Source organism: Streptomyces sp. ADI96-02 (assembly GCF_003846185.1).
GTDB lineage: Bacteria > Actinomycetota > Actinomycetes > Streptomycetales > Streptomycetaceae > Streptomyces.
Genome location: NZ_ML123034.1, coordinates 3,783,728 through 3,801,643 on the forward strand (window position 1 = coordinate 3,783,728; position 17,916 = coordinate 3,801,643).

At 75.3% G+C, this 17,916-nt stretch carries 14 protein-coding genes; 9 read left to right on the forward strand and 5 right to left on the reverse strand.

All coding sequences use genetic code 11. The features are described 5' to 3' along the window. Nucleotides 1-90: 90 nt before the first annotated feature. On the reverse strand, nucleotides 91-1,053 hold the full coding sequence (locus EES43_RS16655) for an AfsR/SARP family transcriptional regulator (protein ID WP_241192460.1): 963 nt from the start codon (nucleotides 1,051-1,053) through the stop codon (nucleotides 91-93). A gap of 525 nt (nucleotides 1,054-1,578) precedes the next feature. Here EES43_RS16655 and EES43_RS16660 point away from each other — a divergent pair. The 7 genes from EES43_RS16660 (at nucleotide 1,579) to EES43_RS16690 (ending at nucleotide 10,460) form a co-directional block, all read left to right on the forward strand. Further along, nucleotides 1,579-2,463 (forward strand): TIGR03084 family metal-binding protein, encoded by an 885-nt coding sequence (locus EES43_RS16660; RefSeq protein WP_124269443.1) that lies wholly within the window; start codon nucleotides 1,579-1,581, stop codon nucleotides 2,461-2,463. Next, nucleotides 2,460-4,184: an acyclic terpene utilization AtuA family protein gene (locus EES43_RS16665; protein ID WP_241192461.1), complete on the forward strand. Its 1,725-nt coding sequence runs from the start codon at nucleotides 2,460-2,462 to the stop codon at nucleotides 4,182-4,184. The genes EES43_RS16660 and EES43_RS16665 overlap by 4 nt, the downstream gene beginning before the upstream one ends. Then, nucleotides 4,181-5,779 carry an acyl-CoA carboxylase subunit beta gene (locus EES43_RS16670; protein ID WP_124269445.1) on the forward strand — a complete coding sequence of 533 codons (1,599 nt, stop codon included), beginning with the start codon at nucleotides 4,181-4,183 and terminating at the stop codon, nucleotides 5,777-5,779. Before EES43_RS16665 ends, EES43_RS16670 begins: the two co-directional genes overlap by 4 nt. A gap of 5 nt (nucleotides 5,780-5,784) precedes the next feature. Then, entirely contained in the window at nucleotides 5,785-7,812 is a 2,028-nt protein-coding gene (locus tag EES43_RS16675) for an acetyl/propionyl/methylcrotonyl-CoA carboxylase subunit alpha (protein ID WP_124269446.1), read from the forward strand. After that, nucleotides 7,809-8,981 carry an acyl-CoA dehydrogenase family protein gene (locus EES43_RS16680; RefSeq protein WP_124269447.1) on the forward strand — a complete coding sequence of 391 codons (1,173 nt, stop codon included), beginning with the start codon at nucleotides 7,809-7,811 and terminating at the stop codon, nucleotides 8,979-8,981. The genes EES43_RS16675 and EES43_RS16680 overlap by 4 nt, the downstream gene beginning before the upstream one ends. 100 nt (nucleotides 8,982-9,081) lie before the next feature. Next, nucleotides 9,082-9,807, forward strand: a complete 726-nt coding sequence (locus EES43_RS16685; RefSeq protein ID WP_124272028.1) for an enoyl-CoA hydratase family protein — start codon at nucleotides 9,082-9,084, stop codon at nucleotides 9,805-9,807. Further along, a complete protein-coding gene (locus tag EES43_RS16690) occupies nucleotides 9,795-10,460 on the forward strand; it encodes a TetR/AcrR family transcriptional regulator (RefSeq protein ID WP_124269448.1) in 666 nt (221 codons plus the stop codon). Before EES43_RS16685 ends, EES43_RS16690 begins: the two co-directional genes overlap by 13 nt. 90 nt (nucleotides 10,461-10,550) lie before the next feature. Here the strand turns inward: EES43_RS16690 and EES43_RS16695 are convergent, their stop codons facing one another. Together EES43_RS16695 and EES43_RS16700 are read right to left on the reverse strand one after the other, a co-directional pair. Continuing rightward, nucleotides 10,551-11,093: a VOC family protein gene (locus EES43_RS16695; RefSeq protein WP_164493186.1), complete on the reverse strand. Its 543-nt coding sequence runs from the start codon at nucleotides 11,091-11,093 to the stop codon at nucleotides 10,551-10,553. Nucleotides 11,094-11,166: 73 nt separating this feature from the next. Next, nucleotides 11,167-12,267, reverse strand: a complete 1,101-nt coding sequence (locus EES43_RS16700; RefSeq protein WP_124269449.1) for a citrate synthase 2 — start codon at nucleotides 12,265-12,267, stop codon at nucleotides 11,167-11,169. Nucleotides 12,268-12,564: 297 nt separating this feature from the next. On the opposite strand from EES43_RS16700, the gene pdxH reads away from it, so the two are divergent. After that, nucleotides 12,565-13,209, forward strand: a complete 645-nt coding sequence (gene pdxH / locus EES43_RS16705) for a pyridoxamine 5'-phosphate oxidase (RefSeq protein WP_124272029.1) — start codon at nucleotides 12,565-12,567, stop codon at nucleotides 13,207-13,209. A gap of 333 nt (nucleotides 13,210-13,542) precedes the next feature. On the opposite strand, the gene EES43_RS16710 is transcribed toward pdxH, so the two are convergent. Next, complete coding sequence (locus EES43_RS16710) at nucleotides 13,543-14,739, reverse strand: phytase (protein ID WP_124269450.1); 1,197 nt, start codon at nucleotides 14,737-14,739, stop codon at nucleotides 13,543-13,545. Between the two features lie 357 nt (nucleotides 14,740-15,096). Here EES43_RS16710 and EES43_RS16715 point away from each other — a divergent pair, with 357 nt between their 5' ends. Further along, the gene (locus EES43_RS16715; protein ID WP_124269451.1) at nucleotides 15,097-16,521 is read left to right on the forward strand and encodes a PAS domain-containing protein; all 1,425 of its coding nucleotides are present in this window, start codon (nucleotides 15,097-15,099) and stop codon (nucleotides 16,519-16,521) included. Between the two features lie 153 nt (nucleotides 16,522-16,674). On the opposite strand, the gene EES43_RS16720 is transcribed toward EES43_RS16715, so the two are convergent. Continuing rightward, on the reverse strand, nucleotides 16,675-17,913 hold the full coding sequence (locus EES43_RS16720) for an ABC transporter permease (RefSeq protein ID WP_124272030.1): 1,239 nt from the start codon (nucleotides 17,911-17,913) through the stop codon (nucleotides 16,675-16,677). Nucleotides 17,914-17,916: the final 3 nt, after the last annotated feature.

The following is a 17,916-nucleotide window of genomic DNA, read 5'->3' on the forward strand; positions in this document are numbered from 1 at the left end:
GACCGCCCGGCCCCGCCGCCCGGTCCGGCTGCCGCGCCCGCCGCCGCGCCCGCCGCCCGTCCCGCGCCGCTCCCGCACCGGCCCGCCGCGTCAGGAGGGCAGGGTCCGCGGGGGTCTTCGGCACTGGCACCGCTCCGCCGCGACCTGCGCCCTGGACGCGACGAGCCGCAGCGCCTCCTCGCGGTCCCAGTTGAGCGCCGCGCTCCGCATCGCCTCGATACCGGGCGGCAGATCGAGCCCCAGGTCCTCCGCGAACAGCCGCTGGCAGCGCTTGACCACCGACAGCGTGCCCACCGCGTCGCCGTGCAGGCAGTGCACCGCCGCGAGCAGTTCCCACAGGTGCTGCCGGTAGGGGGCCTCCGCGATGACGCTCTCGATGCGGTAGGCCAGCATGCTGGTGCGGCCGGCCAGGACCGAGGCGGTGAAGAGGTCCTGATAGGCGTCGAAACGGATGTTGTTGAGCCCCGCTATGTGGGCGTTGAACCACCGTGTGGGCGGGAGGTCCTGCCCGAACGGCCCCCTCCACAGGCCCACGGCCTGCTCCAGTGCGCCGACCGCCGCCTCGTGGGAGCCGGCCAGAAGCCAGTTCCGGCCACGTTGGACGGCCGCGGTGAAATGCGGAAGGTCGAACTCCTCGGCCGCGATCTCCAGTCCGTATCCGCACTGGCCGCCCCGGTAGGTCCGCACCCGCTCACCGAGCCCCGGCTCGACCTCGTCGAGGTCCCTGCGCAGTCCCGTGACGTGGCTGCGGAGGTTGGCGGTGGCCGACACCGGGGGCTCGTCCCACAGGATCTCGCTGAACTCCGCGATGCCGATGGGCTGGCCGAAGCGGAGCAGGCACGCGGTCAGGACGGCCCGCCGGACGGGCGAGGTGACGGACAGGGTGGTGCCTCGGACGGACAGCTGCCCGAGCACGCCGAAGAACGGTTCGGGGAGGACGTCCGCCGTGCGGACCGGCGCCGCCTCGGCGGCCGGGGGCGCGCTCGCCGGTCCGGGCCACGCGGTGTGGGGGGCGGGGCCGGAGGGAAGACCGGCCCGTGGGGTGTGGATCAACAGGAGTCCCCCCGCCGGCACGGCGTGAGGGGCGCGCCGGTGGTGGGCGGCGTCAGCTCCGCGGCCCGCTTCCCGTGGTCGGGCGAGACAGCGGGAAGTGCGGATCGTGTGATGACGTGCGAGGTCCGCCTGAAGTGCGTCATGTCGTCTCCTGCTTGGTCAGGGCAGGGGGAACGCACAGCTGTGTCCCGCATCCGTTCCCCCGTTGGAACTGCGCTCACGCTGTCAGAGGGAACGAGATCCGGCTAGCAACAGGGTGTGATTGACCTGAACCGGACGGTCGGGAATCTTCCGATCCGTTCTACTGGGAGGTAGGGTTCGCCGCTTCCGTTCGTGAAGACGCGCCGACCTGTTCGGGCGGCCCGCCACACCGCCCCGTGTCCGCCCCGCCCTGCCCTGCCGCGCCGCCCTGCCGCGCGGCCCGGACGCCCGCGCGCTCGCAGAAAACCATGCAAGCGCGCTTGATTGTTTACCGGGCCGCTGCCATGCTCCTGGGCACCACATCCGGTCCCGAGGGGAGCGCACGTGTCCGATGCCGCAGCCGTGATCGATGATCTGCGCGAGGAGAGCGCCGAACTCGAAGCCATGGTCAGGGAGTTGGCTCCGGAGCGGTGGAACGGGCCGACGCCCGCCGCCGGGTGGACCCTCGCCCACCAGATCGCCCACCTCACCTGGACCGACGAGGTCGCGCTGCTGGCCGCCACCGAGCCGGACCGGTTCGGTGAGGAGGTCGCCAAGGCGCTGGCGGCTCCCGACTCGTTCGTCGACGAGGCCGCCGGGGAGCTGGTCGCGGCCCTCTCGCCGGACGCCCTGCTCGCCCGGTGGCGCGCCGGGCGCGGGCGGCTGGACGCCGTGCTGCGCGAGGCTCCGCGGGGAGCCCGCATCCCCTGGTACGGCCCGCCGATGAGCGTCGCCTCGATGGCCACCGCCCGGCTCATGGAGACCTGGGCGCACGGCCAGGACGTCGCCGACGCCCTCGGCGTCGCCCGCCGCCCCACGGCCCGGCTGCGGCACGTCGCCCGGATCGGCGTACGGGCGCGGGACTACGCGTACGCGGTGCGCGGGATCGCCGCGCCCGAGGAGGAGTTCCGGGTCGAGCTGCACACCCCGCACGGCGAGACGATCGCGTTCGGGCCGACCGGGGCCGCCCAGCGCGTCACCGGCCCGCTGCTCGACTTCTGCCTCCTGGTCACCCAGCGCGCCCACCGCCTCGACCTCGCCGTCACCGCGGAGGGCCGCGAGGCGGACCAGTGGCTCGGCATCGCCCAGGCGTTCGCCGGGCCGCCGGGACCGGGCCGCCTGCCGCGCGGCGAATGGCCCGAGCGCGCCGACCGGCCCGAGCCGGGCGGGCGGTCCGAGCCGGGCGGGCGGTCCGAGCACACCGAGCGCGGCGAACGGCCCGGGGCGTGAGCGGCGCGCCGCTGCGCGTCGGCAACGCCTCCGGCTTCTACGGCGACCGCTTCGACGCCTTGCGCGAGATGCTGACCGGCGGCCCGCTCGACGTCCTCACCGGCGACTACCTGGCCGAACTGACCATGCTCATCCTCGGACGCAACCGCCTGAAGGGCCCCGGCCGCGGGTACGCCGCCACCTTCCTGCGCCAGCTCGAAGAGGGGCTGGGGCTCGCCCACGAGCGCGGGGTGAAGATCGTCGTCAACGCGGGCGGCCTCGACCCGGCCGGACTCGCCGACGCCGTAAGGGCGTTGGCCGAGCGGGTGGGCGTGCCGGCGCGGGTCGGCCATGTCGAGGGCGACAGCCTGCCGGTGCCCGACGGCTTCCTCACCGCCAACGCCTACCTCGGCGGCGGCGGGATCGCCGCCTGCCTGCGGGCCGGGGCCGATGTCGTCGTCACCGGCCGGACCACCGACGCGGCCCTGGTCACCGGGCCCGCCGCCGCCCGCTTCGGCTGGGGTCCCGACGATCTGGACGCGCTCGCGGGGGCCGTCGTCGCCGGGCACGTACTGGAGTGCGGGACCCAGGCGACCGGCGGGAACTACGCCTTCTTCGGGGAGCACGACGTCCGCCGCCCCGGCTTTCCGGTCGCCGAGATCCACGCCGACGGCTCGTGCGTCATCACCAAGCACGACGGCACGGGCGGCGTGGTCGACGTCGGGACCGTGACCGCCCAACTCCTCTACGAGACCGACGGAGCCCGGTACGCGGGCCCCGATGCGACCGCCCGCCTCGACACCGTACGGCTGACCCGGCTCGGCCCGGACCGGGTCCGTGTCGACGGGGTGCGCGGCGAGGCCCCGCCGCCCACCCTCAAGGCCGGGCTCACGCGGCTCGGCGGCTGGCGCAACGAGGTCGTCTTCGTCCTCACCGGCCTCGACGTCGAGGCCAAGGCCCGCCTGGTGCGGGCCCAGTTCACCGACGCCCTGGAGCGGAGCGGGGCGCGAGGGCCCGCCGAGGTGCGCTGGGAGCTGGCCCGTACCGACCACGCCGACGCCGGCACCGAGGAACGGGCCGCGGCGCTGCTCCGGCTGGTCGTCCGCGACCGGGACGCCGACGCGGTGGGCCGGGCCGTCTCGGGGGCCGCCGTGGAACTGGCCCTCGGCAGCTACCCCGGCTTCCACGTCACCGCCCCGCCCGGACCGGGCGCGCCCTACGGCGTGTTCGAGGCCCGGTACGTGCCCGCGGCGGACGTCGCGCACGTCGCGGTGCGGCCCGACGGGAGCCGCGAGGCCGTGGACCACCCCGTCCGGACCCGGCCGCTCGCGCCCGTGGACGAGCCGCCGCTGCCCGAGCCGTACCCCGCCGGGCCCACCCGGCGCGCCCCGCTCGGGCTGATCGCGGGGGCCCGGAGCGGCGACAAGGGCGGTGACGCCAACGTCGGCGTATGGGTGCGCGACGACGACGCGTGGCGGTGGCTGGCCCACGAGCTGACCGTCGAGCGGTTCCGCGAACTCCTGCCGGAGACCGCCGGACTGACCGTCGTCCGCCATGTCCTGCCCAACCTCCGCGCCCTGAACTTCACCGTGCGCGGGCTGCTCGGCGAGGGCGTCGCCGCCCGCGCCCGGTTCGACCCGCAGGCCAAGGCGGTGGGGGAGTGGCTGCGCTCGCGGTGGCTGCCCGTCCCCGTACCGCTGCTGGAGCGAGCCCACGCCCCGTCGCCGGAGGTGACCGTATGACCGTCCTGCCCAGCGCGCTCGACACCGCCGGAGCCGAGTACGCGGCCCACCGCGCCGCCATGCTCGGCAAGCTCGCCGCGCTGGAGGCCGAACACGCGCGGGCGCTCGCGGGCGGCGGCGAGAAGTACACCGCCCGCCACCGGGCGCGCGGCAAGCTCCCGGCGCGCGAGCGCGTCGAGTTGCTGCTCGAACCCGACACCCCGTTCCTGGAGCTGTCGCCCCTGGCCGCCTGGGGCAGCGACTACGCGGTCGGGGCCTCGCTCGTCACCGGGATCGGGGTGGTGGCGGGCGTGGAGTGCCTGATCACGGCCAACGACCCGACCGTGCGCGGCGGGGCCTCGAACCCGTGGACGCTGAAGAAGTCGCTGCGGGCCAACGAGATCGCCCTCGCCAACCGGCTGCCCTGCGTCAGCCTGGTCGAGTCGGGCGGGGCCGACCTGCCGTCCCAGAAGGAGATCTTCATTCCGGGCGGCGCGCTGTTCCGCGACCTCACCCGGCTCTCCGCCGCCGGAATCCCCACCGTCGCCGTCGTGTTCGGCAACTCCACCGCCGGAGGCGCGTACGTGCCCGGCATGTCCGACCACACCGTGATGATCAAGGACCGCTCCAAGGTCTTCCTCGGCGGGCCGCCGCTGGTGCGGATGGCCACCGGTGAGGAGAGCGACGACGAATCGCTCGGCGGGGCCGAGATGCACGCCCGCACGTCCGGCCTGGCCGACCACTTCGCCGTCGACGAGCAGGACGCGATCCGCCAGGCCCGGCGGATCGTCGCCCGCCTCCACCACCGCAAGGCGCACCCCGATCCGGGACCGGCCGCACCGCCGCGCTACGACGAGGACGAACTGCTCGGGATCGTGCCGGACGACCTGAAGTCGCCCTTCGACCCGCACGAGGTGATCGCCCGGCTGGTGGACGGATCGGACTTCGACGCCTTCAAGCCGCTGTACGGGACGAGCCTGGTCACCGGCTGGGCGCGGCTGCACGGCTATCCGGTCGGCGTCCTCGCCAACGCGCGGGGCGTGCTGTTCAGCGAGGAGTCGCAGAAGGCGGCGCAGTTCGTCCAGCTCGCCAACCAGCGGGACATCCCGCTGCTCTTCCTCCACAACACCACCGGCTACATGGTCGGCCGGGAGTACGAGCAGGGCGGCATCATCAAGCACGGCGCGATGATGATCAACGCCGTCGCGAACTCGAAGGTCCCGCACCTGTCGGTCCTGATGGGCGCCTCCTACGGGGCCGGGCACTACGGCATGTGCGGGCGGGCCTACGATCCGCGCTTCCTCTTCGCGTGGCCGAGCAGCAAGTCCGCCGTCATGGGGCCGCAGCAGCTCGCCGGGGTCCTGTCCATCGTCGCCCGCGCCTCCGCCGCTGCGAAGGGCCGGCCGTACGACGAGGAGGCGGACGCCGGGCTGCGCGCGATGGTCGAGCGGCAGATCGAGGCGGAGTCGCTGCCGATGTTCCTGTCCGGGCGGCTGTACGACGACGGGGTCATCGACCCGCGCGACACCCGGACCGTCCTCGGCCTGTGCCTGTCCGCCATCCACACCGCACCGGTCGAGGGCGCCCGCGGCGGCTTCGGCGTCTTCCGGATGTGAGGCCGATGATGATCTCCACTCTGCTCGTCGCCAACCGGGGCGAGATCGCCTGCCGGATCTTCCGCACCTGCCGGGACCTCGGCATCGCCACGGTCGCCGTGTACTCCGACCCGGACGCCGACGCCCGGCACGTACGGCAGGCGGACCTCGCCGTACGGCTGCCGGGCGCGACGCCCGCCGAGACCTATCTGCGCGGCGATCTCGTGGTGGCCGCCGCGCGGGCGGCCGGGGCGGACGCCGTGCACCCCGGCTACGGGTTCCTCTCCGAGAACGCGGGCTTCGCCGCGGCCGTGCGGGAGGCCGGACTCCGCTGGGTCGGGCCGCCGGTGGAGGCCATCGCTCTGATGGCCTCCAAGACCCGCGCCAAGGAACTGATGGGCCGCGCCGGAGTCCCGCTGCTCCCGGCGGTGGACCCGGCCGCCGCGCGGGCCGGTGACCTGCCGCTGCTGCTGAAGGCGGCTGCGGGCGGCGGCGGCCGGGGCATGCGCGTCGTGCGCGAACTCGACGCACTGGAAGGGGAGGTGCGGGCAGCCGCCGCCGAGGCCGCCGCCGCGTTCGGGGACGGCGAGGTCTTCGCGGAGCCGTACGTGGAGCGCGGCCGGCATGTCGAGGTGCAGGTCATGGCGGACGACCACGGCACGGTGTGGGCGCTCGGCACCCGGGACTGCTCGCTCCAGCGCCGCCACCAGAAGGTCGTCGAGGAGGCCCCCGCGCCCGCGCTCGACTCCGCCCTGCGCGCCCGGCTGTACGAGGCGGCCACCGCGGCGGCGCGGGCGGTCGGCTACCGGGGCGCGGGCACCGTGGAGTTCCTGGTCTCCGCCGACGGGCGGCCGTACTTCCTGGAGATGAACACCCGCCTCCAGGTCGAACACCCGGTCACGGAAGCCGTGTTCGGCATCGATCTCGTCGCGCTGCAACTGCGCGTCGCGGAGGGCGGAGCGCTGCCCGCGCCCGAGCCTCCCGAGCCCCGCGGCCACGCCGTCGAGGCCCGGCTCTACGCCGAGGACCCGGCCCGCGACTGGCAGCCGCAGACCGGCGTGCTGCACGCGCTGGAGGTGCCCGAGGCGCCCGGCCTGCGGCTGGACGCCGGGTACGCCCCGGGCGACGCCGTCGGCGTGCACTACGACCCGTTGCTCGCCAAGGTCGTCGCCCACGCCCCGACCCGCGCCGAGGCCGTCCGGCTGCTGGCCGACGCCCTGGAGCGGACCCGCCTCCACGGCCCCGTCACCAACCGGGACCTGCTCGTCCGCACCCTGCGCCACCCGGACTTCGCCGCCGCCCGCCCGGACACCGGCTTCTACGACCGGCACCTCGCCGCCCTGACCGCCCCGCCCGCCGCCGACCCGTACCCGGCCTGCCTCGCCGCCGCCCTCGCGGACGCCGTGGACCACCGCCCCGGCGAACCCGCCGTCGCCCGCTTCGGGGCCTGGCGCAACGTCCCCTCGCAGCCGCACACCAAGCGCTACCGGAGCGAACCCGACGGCGCCGAGCACACGGTCGCCTACCGCACCGCGCGCACCGGTCCGCAGCCGGTCGACGCCCCCGGCGTCCGCGTCCTGGCCGCCGCACCCGACCGGGTCACCCTGGAGGCGGACGGCGTCACCCGCCGCTTCGACGTGTCCCGCCACGGCGACCGGGTGTACGTGGACACCGCCGGGGCCGCGTACGCCTTCACCGTGCTGCCCCGCTTCACCGACCCCGCCGCCGAGGCCGCGCCGGGCTCGCTGCTCGCGCCGATGCCCGGGACCGTCGTCCGCCTCGCGGACGGGCTCGCGCCCGGGGCGCGCGTCGAGGCCGGGCAGCCGCTGATCTGGCTGGAGGCGATGAAGATGGAGCACCGCGTCCTCGCCCCGGCCTCCGGCACGCTCACCGCCCTGCACGCCGCCCCCGGTCACCAGGTCGAGGTCGGAACCCTGCTCGCCGTGGTCCGCGAGGGCCCGGAGCCCCCGGCCGCCGCTCCGCTCCCGCCCGCCCCGCGAAACGCCCGGCACCGCCCCGAGGCCGCCACCGCCGTACCGGAGGAGAACGCATGAGCACCGTCCTCGAAACCGAAGAGCACCAGGCACTGCGCACCGCCGTCGCGTCCCTCGGCAAGCGGTACGGGCGCGACTACCTGACCACCGTCATCCGCGAGGGCTCGCACGCCCACGAGCTGTGGGCCGAGGCCGCGGGACTCGGCTACCTCGGCGTGAACCTCCCCGAGGAGTACGGCGGCGGAGGCGGCGGCATAGCCGAACTCTCCATCGTGCTGGAGGAGTTGGGAGCGGCCGGATCGCCGCTCCTGATGATGATCGTCTCGCCGGCGATCTGCGGCACGGTGATCGCCCGCTTCGGCACCGAGGCGCAGAAGCGGCAGTGGCTGCCGGGCCTCGCCGACGGCAGCCTGACCATGGCCTTCGGCATCACCGAACCCGACGCCGGCTCCAACTCCCACCGGATCACCACCACCGCCCGCCGCGACGGCACGGGCGAGGACGCCGGCTGGCTGCTCACCGGGCGCAAGGTCTTCGTCTCCGGCGTGGACATCGCCGACGCCACCCTGATCGTCGGCCGCACCGAGGACGCCCGGTCCGGACGGCTCAAGCCCTGCCTGTTCATCGTCCCGCGCGACGCGCCCGGCTTCGGGCGGTCCGCCATCGACATGGAACTCCACACCCCGGAGAAGCAGTTCGAACTCGTCCTGGACGACGTCCGGCTGCCCGCCGACGCCCTGGTCGGCGACGAGGACGCCGGGCTCCTCCAGCTGTTCGCCGGGCTCAACCCGGAGCGGATCATGACCGCCGCGTTCGGCATCGGCATGGGCCGGTACGCGCTCGGCAGGGCCGTCGAGTACGCCCGTACCCGGCAGGTGTGGAAGGCCCCCATCGGCTCCCACCAGGCGATCGCGCACCCGCTGGCCACCGCCCACATCGAACTGGAGCTGGCCCGGCTGATGACGCAGAAGGCCGCCCGGCTCTACGACGACGGCGACGACGCCGGGGCGGGCGAGGCGGCGAACATGGCCAAGTACGCGGCGGGCGAGGCGTGCGTGAAGGCGGTCGACCAGGCCGTCCACACCCTCGGCGGCAACGGCCTCACCCGCGAGTACGGGCTGGCCTCGCTGGTCACCGCGTCCCGGGTGGCCCGGATCGCGCCCGTCAGCCGCGAGATGATCCTCAACTACGTGTCGCACCAGTCGCTGGGCCTGCCCAAGTCGTACTGAGGCCGGCGCGCCCGCGGAAGACGGAGGAAGCGTGGAACACATCCCTACCGGACGCATCGGTACCGGAGACATCCGTACCGAACGCATCCGTACCGAACGCATCCGTGCCGGACACGACCGGGGCGTGGCCGTCCTGACCCTGGACGCCCCGGCGAACCGCAACGCGCTCTCGGCGGCGCTGGTCGCCGAGGCGCGCGCGGCCCTGGCCGAGGCGGCGGCCGACGACACCGTGCGGGCGGTGGTCCTCACCCACACCGGCTCGACGTTCTGCGCCGGAGCCGATCTGAGCGCGCCGCCCGATCCGCGGGAGATCGTCGGCCTGATGCGGGACGTCGTCGCGCTGCCCAAACCGGTCGTGGCCCGGGTCGACGGCCACGTCCGGGCGGGCGGCCTCGGCCTGCTGGCGGCCTGCGACATAGCGGTGGCCGGCCCGGCCTCGACCTTCGCCCTGACCGAGTCCCGCCTCGGCCTCGCGCCCGCGGTCATCTCGCTGACCCTGCTGCCCCGCCTCGATCCGGTCGCGGCGAACCGCTACTACCTCACCGGGGAGCGGTTCGACGCGGCGGAGGCGGCCCGGATCTCCCTGGTCACGCTCGCCGCCGAGGACGTGGACCGGGCGCTCGTCCCGGTCCTGGACGGGCTGCGACGGGCCTCGCCGCAGGGCCTGGCGGCGTCCAAGCGACTGGTCACCGCTACCGTGCTGAACAGCTTCGACCAGTACGCCGAAGACCTCATCGCCCGCTCCGCCGCGCTGTTCGCCTCCGACGAGGCCCGGGAGGGGATGGCGGCCTTCCTCGAACGACGGGACCCCGCATGGCTGCGGTGACGACGACGCCGACCGGCGCGCACAGGACGGGCAACGCGCCCAAACAGGACCGCAGCCGGGCCACCCGGCAGCGGCTCCTGGAGGCGGCGGTGGCCTGCCTCGCCGAACACGGCTGGGCCGGCTCCACCGTCTCCGCCGTCGCCGAACGCGCCGGGGTCTCGCGCGGCGCGGCCCAGCACCACTTCCCGACCCGCGAGGACCTGTTCACCGGAGCCGTCGAGTACGTGGCCGAGCAGCGCTCCGCCGCCCTGCGCGCCCTGCCCGTACAGGGCCGCGCCGAGGTGGTCGCGGCCTTGGTCGACCTCTACACCGGCCCGCTGTTCCGGGCGGCCCTGCACCTGTGGGTGGCGGCCTCCGACGAGGAGCCGCTGCGCCCGCGCGTCACGGAGCTGGAGGCGCGGGTGGGCCGCGAGACCCACCGCATCGCGGTCGAACTCCTCGGCGCGGACGAATCCCGGCCCGGCGTCCGCGAAACGGTCCAGGGCCTCCTGGACATGGCCCGCGGCCTCGGCCTCGCCAACCTCCTCACCGACGACGCCGCCCGCCGCGCCCGGGTGGTGGCGCAGTGGGCGGCGCTGGTGGAGCGGGGGCTGGGCCGAGGCGGCGACGAGCGTCCCGATGACGTCGGTACGGTCGGGCCCCGCAGCCGTTGACGGTGGCGGCGAGGCCGTCCGGGATCACCCCGGACGGCGGTCCGGGCCGTGACGCGGTCGGAGCGGGACAGCCCACGGCCGTCCCGCTTCTCACACGCCGCCCACCGCCTCGTCCGGTTCCGCCACCGGGCGGACGGGCTCCTGCGGGCGGGCCGCCATCGCGTCCTCGGCCGTCACCCGGTCCTGCGCCCTGATGTCGCGGGCCTGCTCGGCCACCCACTCCGGGCTGATCGCCGGAGTCCGCCCGGGGACCTGGTCGCGGACGAACAGGCAGAACGGATGGCCCGCCGGATCGAGGAGCACCCGTACGTCGTGCTGCGGTTGGAACTCCGCCGGGGTGGCGCCCTCGGCGACCGCGTGGGCCACCCCGGCCTCCAGGTCCGTCACCTCGAAGTCCAGGTGCAGCATCATCCGCTGGTCGTCGGGCGAGGCCGGCCAGACCGGCGGCACGTACGCCTTCTCGGTCTGGAAGCTCAGCCCCGCCCCGCCGCCGGGCGCCGCCAGCTTGACCCAGTCCGGCTCCTCCTGCACCGGCTCCCAGCCGAGCAGCCGGCGGTAGAAGCCGGCCAGCTCCGCCGCGTCCGGGGCGTCCAGAACGGTGCTGGACAGGATGATCGTCGGTCGTGGGGTCATGGTGCGCCTCCTGGGTGCCGGACAGGTGCCGGTACGTATACCCGTCCGCGGCGCGTCCACCGCGCGGCGGCGATCAGCCGGCGATGCCGTCGTACCCCTCGATCTCGCGCGGGTCGCGCGTGCCGGGGCCGACGTACCTGGCCGAGGGGCGCACCAGGCGGCCGGTGCGCTTCTGCTCCAGGATGTGCGCCGACCAGCCGGCCGTGCGGGCGCAGGTGAACATCGACGTGAACATGGGCGCGGGGACCTCGGCGAAGTCCAGCACGATCGCCGCCCAGAACTCCACGTTCGTCGCCAGCACCCGGTCGGGGCGGCGGTCGTGCAGCTCCTCCAGCGCGGCCTTCTCCAGCGCCTCGGCCACCTCGAAGCGCGGGGCGGCCAGCTCGCGGGCGGTGCGGCGCAGGACGCGGGCGCGCGGGTCCTCGGCGCGGTAGACGCGGTGGCCGAAGCCCATCAGGCGCTCGCCCCGGTCCAGCGCCCGCTTCACATAGGCGGTGGCGTCGCCGGTCCGCTCGATCTCCTCGATCATGCCGAGGACCCGGGACGGCGCGCCGCCGTGCAGCGGGCCCGACATCGCGCCCACCGCCCCGGACAGCGCGGCGGCGACGTCCGCGCCGGTCGAGGCGATCACCCGGGCGGTGAACGTGGAGGCGTTCATGCCGTGCTCGGCGGCCGACGTCCAGTACGCGTCGACGGCCTTGACGTGCCGGGGGTCCGGCTCCCCGCGCCAGCGGATCATGAACCGCTCGACCACGGAGTGCGCCTTGTCGATCTCGCTCTGCGGCACCATCGGCAGCCCCTGGCCGCGCGCCGACTGAGCGACGTACGACAGCGCCATGACGGCTGCCCGCGCCAGGTCGTCCCGGGCGGTCGCCTCGTCGATGTCCAGCAGCGGTTTCAGGCCCCACACCGGGGCGAGCATGGCCAGCGCCGACTGCACGTCGACCCGGATGTCACCGGAGTGGACGGGGAGGGGGAACGGTTCGGCCGGCGGCAGACCGGGGTTGAACGCCCCGTCCACCAGCAGGCCCCACACGTTGCCGAAGGAGACGTGGCCGACCAGGTCCTCGATGTCGACGCCCCGGTACCGCAGCGCACCGCCTTCCCTGTCCGGTTCGGCGATCTCCGTTTCGAACGCGACGACCCCTTCGAGACCGGGTACGAAGTCGGACATCAGGCGGCTCCCTCAGTTCGGCGGCGGACGCGGCCACGCACGTACGAAAGCAGGTGTGCGAGCCGCTGCTGTACGAAGGCCCCGGGGGCCCGTCCCCAAGATATTGGTCTGTTCCCCCGGTGCGGGGAAGCGTGACATCCGGCACAGGGCCCCGGGCGGCGGTGCGCGGTTGCCTCCGTTCCCCCGGGGAAAGCCGAGCCGCTGCGGCAGGATGGCCCCGTGCCCACACCAGAACACGTGTCCCGCCGGGTCCCCCCGGCCCCGGCCGGATCCGACGCCCCCGCCGATCCGGCGGCCATGCGCGAGCAGTACCGCACCGAGGACTTCACCGAGCGCGACCTCAGCGCCGATCCGATGGACCAGTTCGCCCGCTGGTTCCGCCAGGTCGCCGCCGGCGGCGTGCTCCACGAGCCGAACGCCATGGTCGTCTCCACCGCCACCCCGGACGGCCGCCCGTCCTCGCGCACGGTCCTGCTGAAGCGGTACGACGAGCGGGGCTTCGTGTTCTACACGAACTACGAATCGCGCAAGGGCCGGGAGCTGGCCGCCAACCCGCACGTCTCGCTGCTCTTCCCCTGGCACGCGATGGCCCGCCAGGTCATCGTCACCGGCACCGCGGCCGAGGTCTCGCGGGAGGAGACCGCCGACTACTTCCACACCCGCCCGCACGGCTCCCAGCTCGGCGCGTGGGCCAGCGCCCAGTCCACCGTCATCTCCTCGCGCGAGGAGATCGTCGCCCGGTTCGCGGAGCTGGCCGCCCGCCACCCCGAGGGGGAGAGCGTCCCGGTCCCGCCGCACTGGGGCGGTTTCCGGGTGGCTCCGGAGACGATCGAATTCTGGCAGGGCCACGAGAACCGTCTGCACGACCGGCTGCGGTACGTGAGGCGGAGCGCGGACGGGCGTGGGGCGGAGGGATGGCGGGTGGAACGGCTCTCGCCCTGACCGCGGGCTCGGCATCGGGGCCCGCACCACCGGCCCCGCACCACCGGCCCGCACCTGCGCCCGTACACACGCAGAAACCCGCAGGCTCCGGTCCTCCGTGCACGGAGGAGCCGGCCGGACTTACCGGCGAGCCTGCGGGTCGGTGACTGCTGGGAATTGGCCGGCGTCCGGCCATGCACTGCAAAGAGCGCGACGACGGGCGTCAGCCCGCAGCCACCTCACGAGTCCGAGAAGAAATCACTTCCGGAACACCTCCTTTCTTCGCTGACCTCAGCCTAGGAGCGGTCCGGGGCCGGGTTCAAGCCATTTACGCGGCGAGGTTCCCGGCCCCCGTCAGTGCAGCGCGTCCAGGACGGCGGCCCCGTCGCACTCCTCGACGCCGTCCGGGCCGCCCGGGGCGGAGCCGACGCGGAAGCCGCCCCGGTACGCGTTGCGGGCGGCGGGCGCGCGGTCGTAGGCGGCGAAGGTGTCGTCGCCCTGGCTGGAGGCCAGCAGGTATCCGTCGCCGTTCCGCTCGGTGAGCAGGGCGAGGCCCTCCACGTCCGCCGCCACGCGGGCGCCGCCGAAGCCGGGGTCCGCGCCGGGGGCGCACTCCTCGCTCTCCTCGTCGTACGTCCCCGGCACCCCGTACTCGCGGACCTTGTCGACCAGCGCCGGCTTCCCGGTCAGGTCGGCGCGCATCCGCCAGATGCCCACGTCCTCCTGGCCCGCGTAGAGCGTGCCGTCGGCCGGGTCGACCACCATGCCCTCGACCTGCGGCAGTTCGCCCGGCTCCCCGCACGGGGTCCAGGAGGACCCGTCGGGCAGCCGGAACGCGGAGGGCAGGTCGAGTGTGCGGACCTTGCGGTAGGTGACGGTCCCGGCGGCCGTCGGCAGCAGTTCCAGCAGCGCGAGGGACGTGCGGCTGCGGCGGCTGGCCAGGGCGTAGGACCGGCCGCTCGCGCGGTCCGTCCAGGTGGCCAGGCCGTACGCGGTCGCCTGCTCGTCGACCTCGTCCTGGCCGGTGGAGAAGACGCGGGGGGCCGCCGGGTCGGTGACGTCGGTGAGCGGCGCGCCGGGCCGGGACGGGTCGATGCGGTGGACGCGCAGCCGGTCGTGGCCCCGGTCGGTGACGACGGCCAGGTCCGCGCGGCCGGAGGAGAGCCGCACGCCCCGCACCAGGTCGACGTTGTTGTAGCGGCCGGGAGCGTGGTCCGGGCCGGGCGCGGCGGGCGCGGGCAGGGACTGCACCAGGCGGGCGCCGAGGTCGTAGACCCGCAGCCCGCCCTCCTTGGCGGTGGCGATCACCAGGCTGCGGCCGGGGTGGGCCGCGTTCCGCCAGATGGCCGGGTCGTCGGCGTCGGCGTTGCCGCCCTGCTCGTCGTCGTACAGCGGGGCGGTCTGGGCGCGCGGGGTGACGGAGGGGAGGGCGGCGGGGAGGGCGGCGGGGCCGGGGTGCGCGTGGGCGGGGACGGCGGCGGTCAGCGCGAGGGCCGCGCAGAGGGCCAGGGCGGTCGTCGCCGCCGGGCGTACGGAGCGGAGGGGCGTCACGGTACGGCTCCTTGCTGCTGGACGGTGGTGGGCAGTGGTGGGCAGTGGTGGGCAGTGGTGGGCGGTGGTGGGCGGTGCGGGTCCGGGTCCCGTCGCGGGGGCGGGCCGGGCTCGAAGGGCGACCCAAGGGTCGGCCCGCCCGGTGCACTCCGGGTGACGAGGACACCACGCGTCGTCGTGGCCCCGGTGAACTCCCCGCCTCGGCACGGCTTTCGAGCCGGCGGTCCGCGTCGGCCGAAACGATTTCGCCGAAGTGGCTGTGCGCTGGGTCACGTTCGAGTTGAATGGTCTGACGTGCAGCAATACGCGCGGTGACGCGCGGCGCGACAGCCCGACACGTTCTGCGGGGGGTACGGAGTGAGTGCTTCCAGAAGCAGTGGCACCACCGACGCGCTCGGACCGGAGGAGGGTCCCGGGAGCGGTTGCCCGAAGGGCGCGGCGCCCCCGGAGCAGCCGGTCCGCGAGGTCGGGCCGCCGCTTCCGGACACCGGTTCCGAGCTGCTGGCGGCGCTGCTCGACGGTATGGACGCGGCGCTCTGCGCCTTCGACGCGGCCGGGACGGTCACCCACTGGAACCGCGAGGCGGAGCGGATCCTCGGCTGGAGCGCCCAGGAGGCGGTGGGCCGCAGCGGGTTCGCCGGGTGGGCGGTGCGCCGGGCCGACGCGCACGAGGTGCGGACGCGGCTGATGTCCGCCATGGACGCGCCGGGCCGCCAGGTGCACGAGTTCGCGCTGCTGCGCAAGGACGGCGGCCGGGTCCTGGTGCGGAGCCAGTCGGCCGGGGTGCGGGGCGCGGACGGCCGGCCGGCCGGGGTGTACTGCGCGTTCAGCGAGACGCACGCCCGGATCGACCTGGAACGGGCCATCGCGCTGAGCGAGGCGCTGCTGGAGGACGCCTCCTGGGGCGTGGTCCTCGTCGACGTCGACCTGCGCCCGACCGTCGTCAACGCCTACGCCTCCCGCGCGTTCGGCGGGGACGGCACCGCGCTGCTGGGCCGGCCGCTGGGCGAGCTGGTCGTGCAGGGCGTCGAGGAGCTGGAGGGCGCGCTCCAGCACGTCCTGGCCGAGGGCGCGCCGAGCGCTCCGGCCGAGCTGTGGGTGACGCTGCGCACGGCCCGGGGCGAGCGCCGCCGCTGCTGGCGCAGCGGATTCCTGCGGCTGGCCTCGCCGTTGGCGGAGGAGCCGGTCCCGCTCGGGGTGGGCTGGCTGTTCCGGGACGTGACGGCGGCGAAGCTCGCGGAGCGGGAGGCGGACCGGCTGCGGTTCCGGACGGGGCAGCTGCACCGGGCGGCCCGTACGGCGTCCGAGTGCGAGGACCCGATGGAGGCGGCGACCACCCTCCTCGACTACGCCCTCGCCGGGTTCGCGGACCATGTGCTGGTCGACCTGGCGGCCGGCGAGCGCCTGGTCCGCAGGGCGGCCACCCCCGCCGACCGCCCCGGCCCCTGCCTGCCGGTCGACGGCGGTTCCCTCCCGGCCCGTTACGGGCCCGGCCACCCGGCGCTCCTGGCGGTCGAGCGCACCGGCACCGTCCGTACGAGCGCGGGCCCCGGCGACGCCGGTCCCGCCTGGGCGGCGGAGCACCGCTGGCCCCGGGACGCGGCGCACGCGCTGTGCGCGGTGCTCCGGAGCCGGGGCCGGACGCTCGGTGTGCTCACGTTCCTGCGTGCCGCCGGCCGGGCCGGGTTCGAACGGCCGGACGCGGCGTACGCGGAGACGGTGGCCGCCCGGGTCGCGGGGGCCGTCGACCTGGCGCGGGCGGTGGCAGCGGCCGAGGGGTGACGGGGGACGGTCCGGCGGGTGGGGCCGCCCATCCGCCGGACCGCCCATCCGCCGGATCGCCGTGCCGCCAGCCCGACGGCCCGCCCGCCGGACCGCCCATCCGCCGGACCGCCCGCCCGCCGGACCGCCCGCCCGCCGGACCGCCGGACGGCCTCACGCCGCGTGCAGCGCCAGCGTCGGGGACAGGCGGGACGCCCGCACCGCCGGATAGAGGCCCGCGACCGTGCCGATGACGAGCGTGGCGCCGAAGCCGCCGCCGACCGCCCACAGCGGCACCACCCACGGCAGCCCGCCGGCGCTCGCGTACACGCCGGTCGCCGCCGCGCCGAGCGCCACCCCCGCCAGCCCGCCCAGCCCGGAGAGCATCAGGGACTCCGTGACGAACTGGACGCGGATCTGGCCCCGGGTGGCCCCCAGCGAGCGGCGCAGCCCGATCTCGTAGCGCCGCTCCAGCACCGAGATGATCATCGTGTTGGCGACGCCGACCCCGCCGACGAGCAGCGCGATGCCGCCGAGGCCCAGCAGCAGGCTGCTGAACGCCCCTTCGGTGGCCGCCTTCGCGCGGAGCGCCGACGACGGGTCGGTGACCTTCACGTTCTGCGGGTTCCGCGGGTCGACGGTCGCCGCCATCACCTTGCGCACGTCCTGGACCGCCGCGTCGGCCGAGCGCTCGTACACCGAGGTCGGGTTCCCCTCGAAGCCCAGCAGCCGCTTCGCGCCCTCCCAGCCGACCAGCGCCGAGCGTTCGATCTCCGGGGCGAGCGGCAGCGGGGCGAGGATGCCGACGACGGTGAAGTACCGGTCGCCGATCCACACCTGCTGGCCCGGCGCGGTGATGCCCAGGCGCTCGGCGGAGACGTGGCCCAGCACGACGGAGGGGTAGCGGGCGGTCGCGGCGTTGAGCCAGCTGCCCTCGGCGACCTCGCCGCGCAGCACCTTCAGCAGGTCCTCGGTGGTCGCCCGGACCGTGATGCCGCCGGTGTCCTCCTCGTCGATTTTCTCGGTGCGGCGGGCGGTCGCGTCGAGGTCGGCGGTGGCCCCGACCTCCTGGACGCCCTTGATCCGGCCCACCATCCCGATCGCGTTCTCGGGCAGCCGGACGTCCTCCCCGGCGAACATCGACTCGCCGGGCGAGGCGACGAGCAGGTTGGTGCCCAGCCGGTCCAGCTCGCGCAGCAACTGGGCCTGGCTGGAGGCGGAGATGCCGACCACCGAGATCATCGTGGCGATGCCGATCGCGATGCCGAGGGCCGACAGCACGACCCGCATCGGGCGGCTCCGCAGTCCGGAGGAGCCGACGTGCAGGACGTCCCGGGGGCCGAGCCGGGCGGCCTTCAGCCGCCGTCCGCGCGGGCGGTCGCCGCCGTCCGGGTCCCGGCGCGGGGCCGTCACAGT

What these genes read in the sequence shown, in the direction of transcription:
- EES43_RS16670 (WP_124269445.1), top strand. Translation starts at nt 4,181, where the DNA reads ATGACCGTCCTGCCCAGCGCGCTCGACACCGCCGGAGCCGAGTACGCG.
- EES43_RS16675 (WP_124269446.1), top strand. Translation starts at nt 5,785, where the DNA reads ATGATGATCTCCACTCTGCTCGTCGCCAACCGGGGCGAGATCGCCTGC.
- EES43_RS16680 (WP_124269447.1), top strand. Translation starts at nt 7,809, where the DNA reads ATGAGCACCGTCCTCGAAACCGAAGAGCACCAGGCACTGCGCACCGCC.
- EES43_RS16690 (WP_124269448.1), top strand. Translation starts at nt 9,795, where the DNA reads ATGGCTGCGGTGACGACGACGCCGACCGGCGCGCACAGGACGGGCAAC.
- EES43_RS16695 (WP_164493186.1), bottom strand. Translation starts at nt 11,093, where the DNA reads ATGACCCCACGACCGACGATCATCCTGTCCAGCACCGTTCTGGACGCC.
- EES43_RS16700 (WP_124269449.1), bottom strand. Translation starts at nt 12,267, where the DNA reads ATGTCCGACTTCGTACCCGGTCTCGAAGGGGTCGTCGCGTTCGAAACG.
- pdxH (WP_124272029.1), top strand. Translation starts at nt 12,565, where the DNA reads ATGCGCGAGCAGTACCGCACCGAGGACTTCACCGAGCGCGACCTCAGC.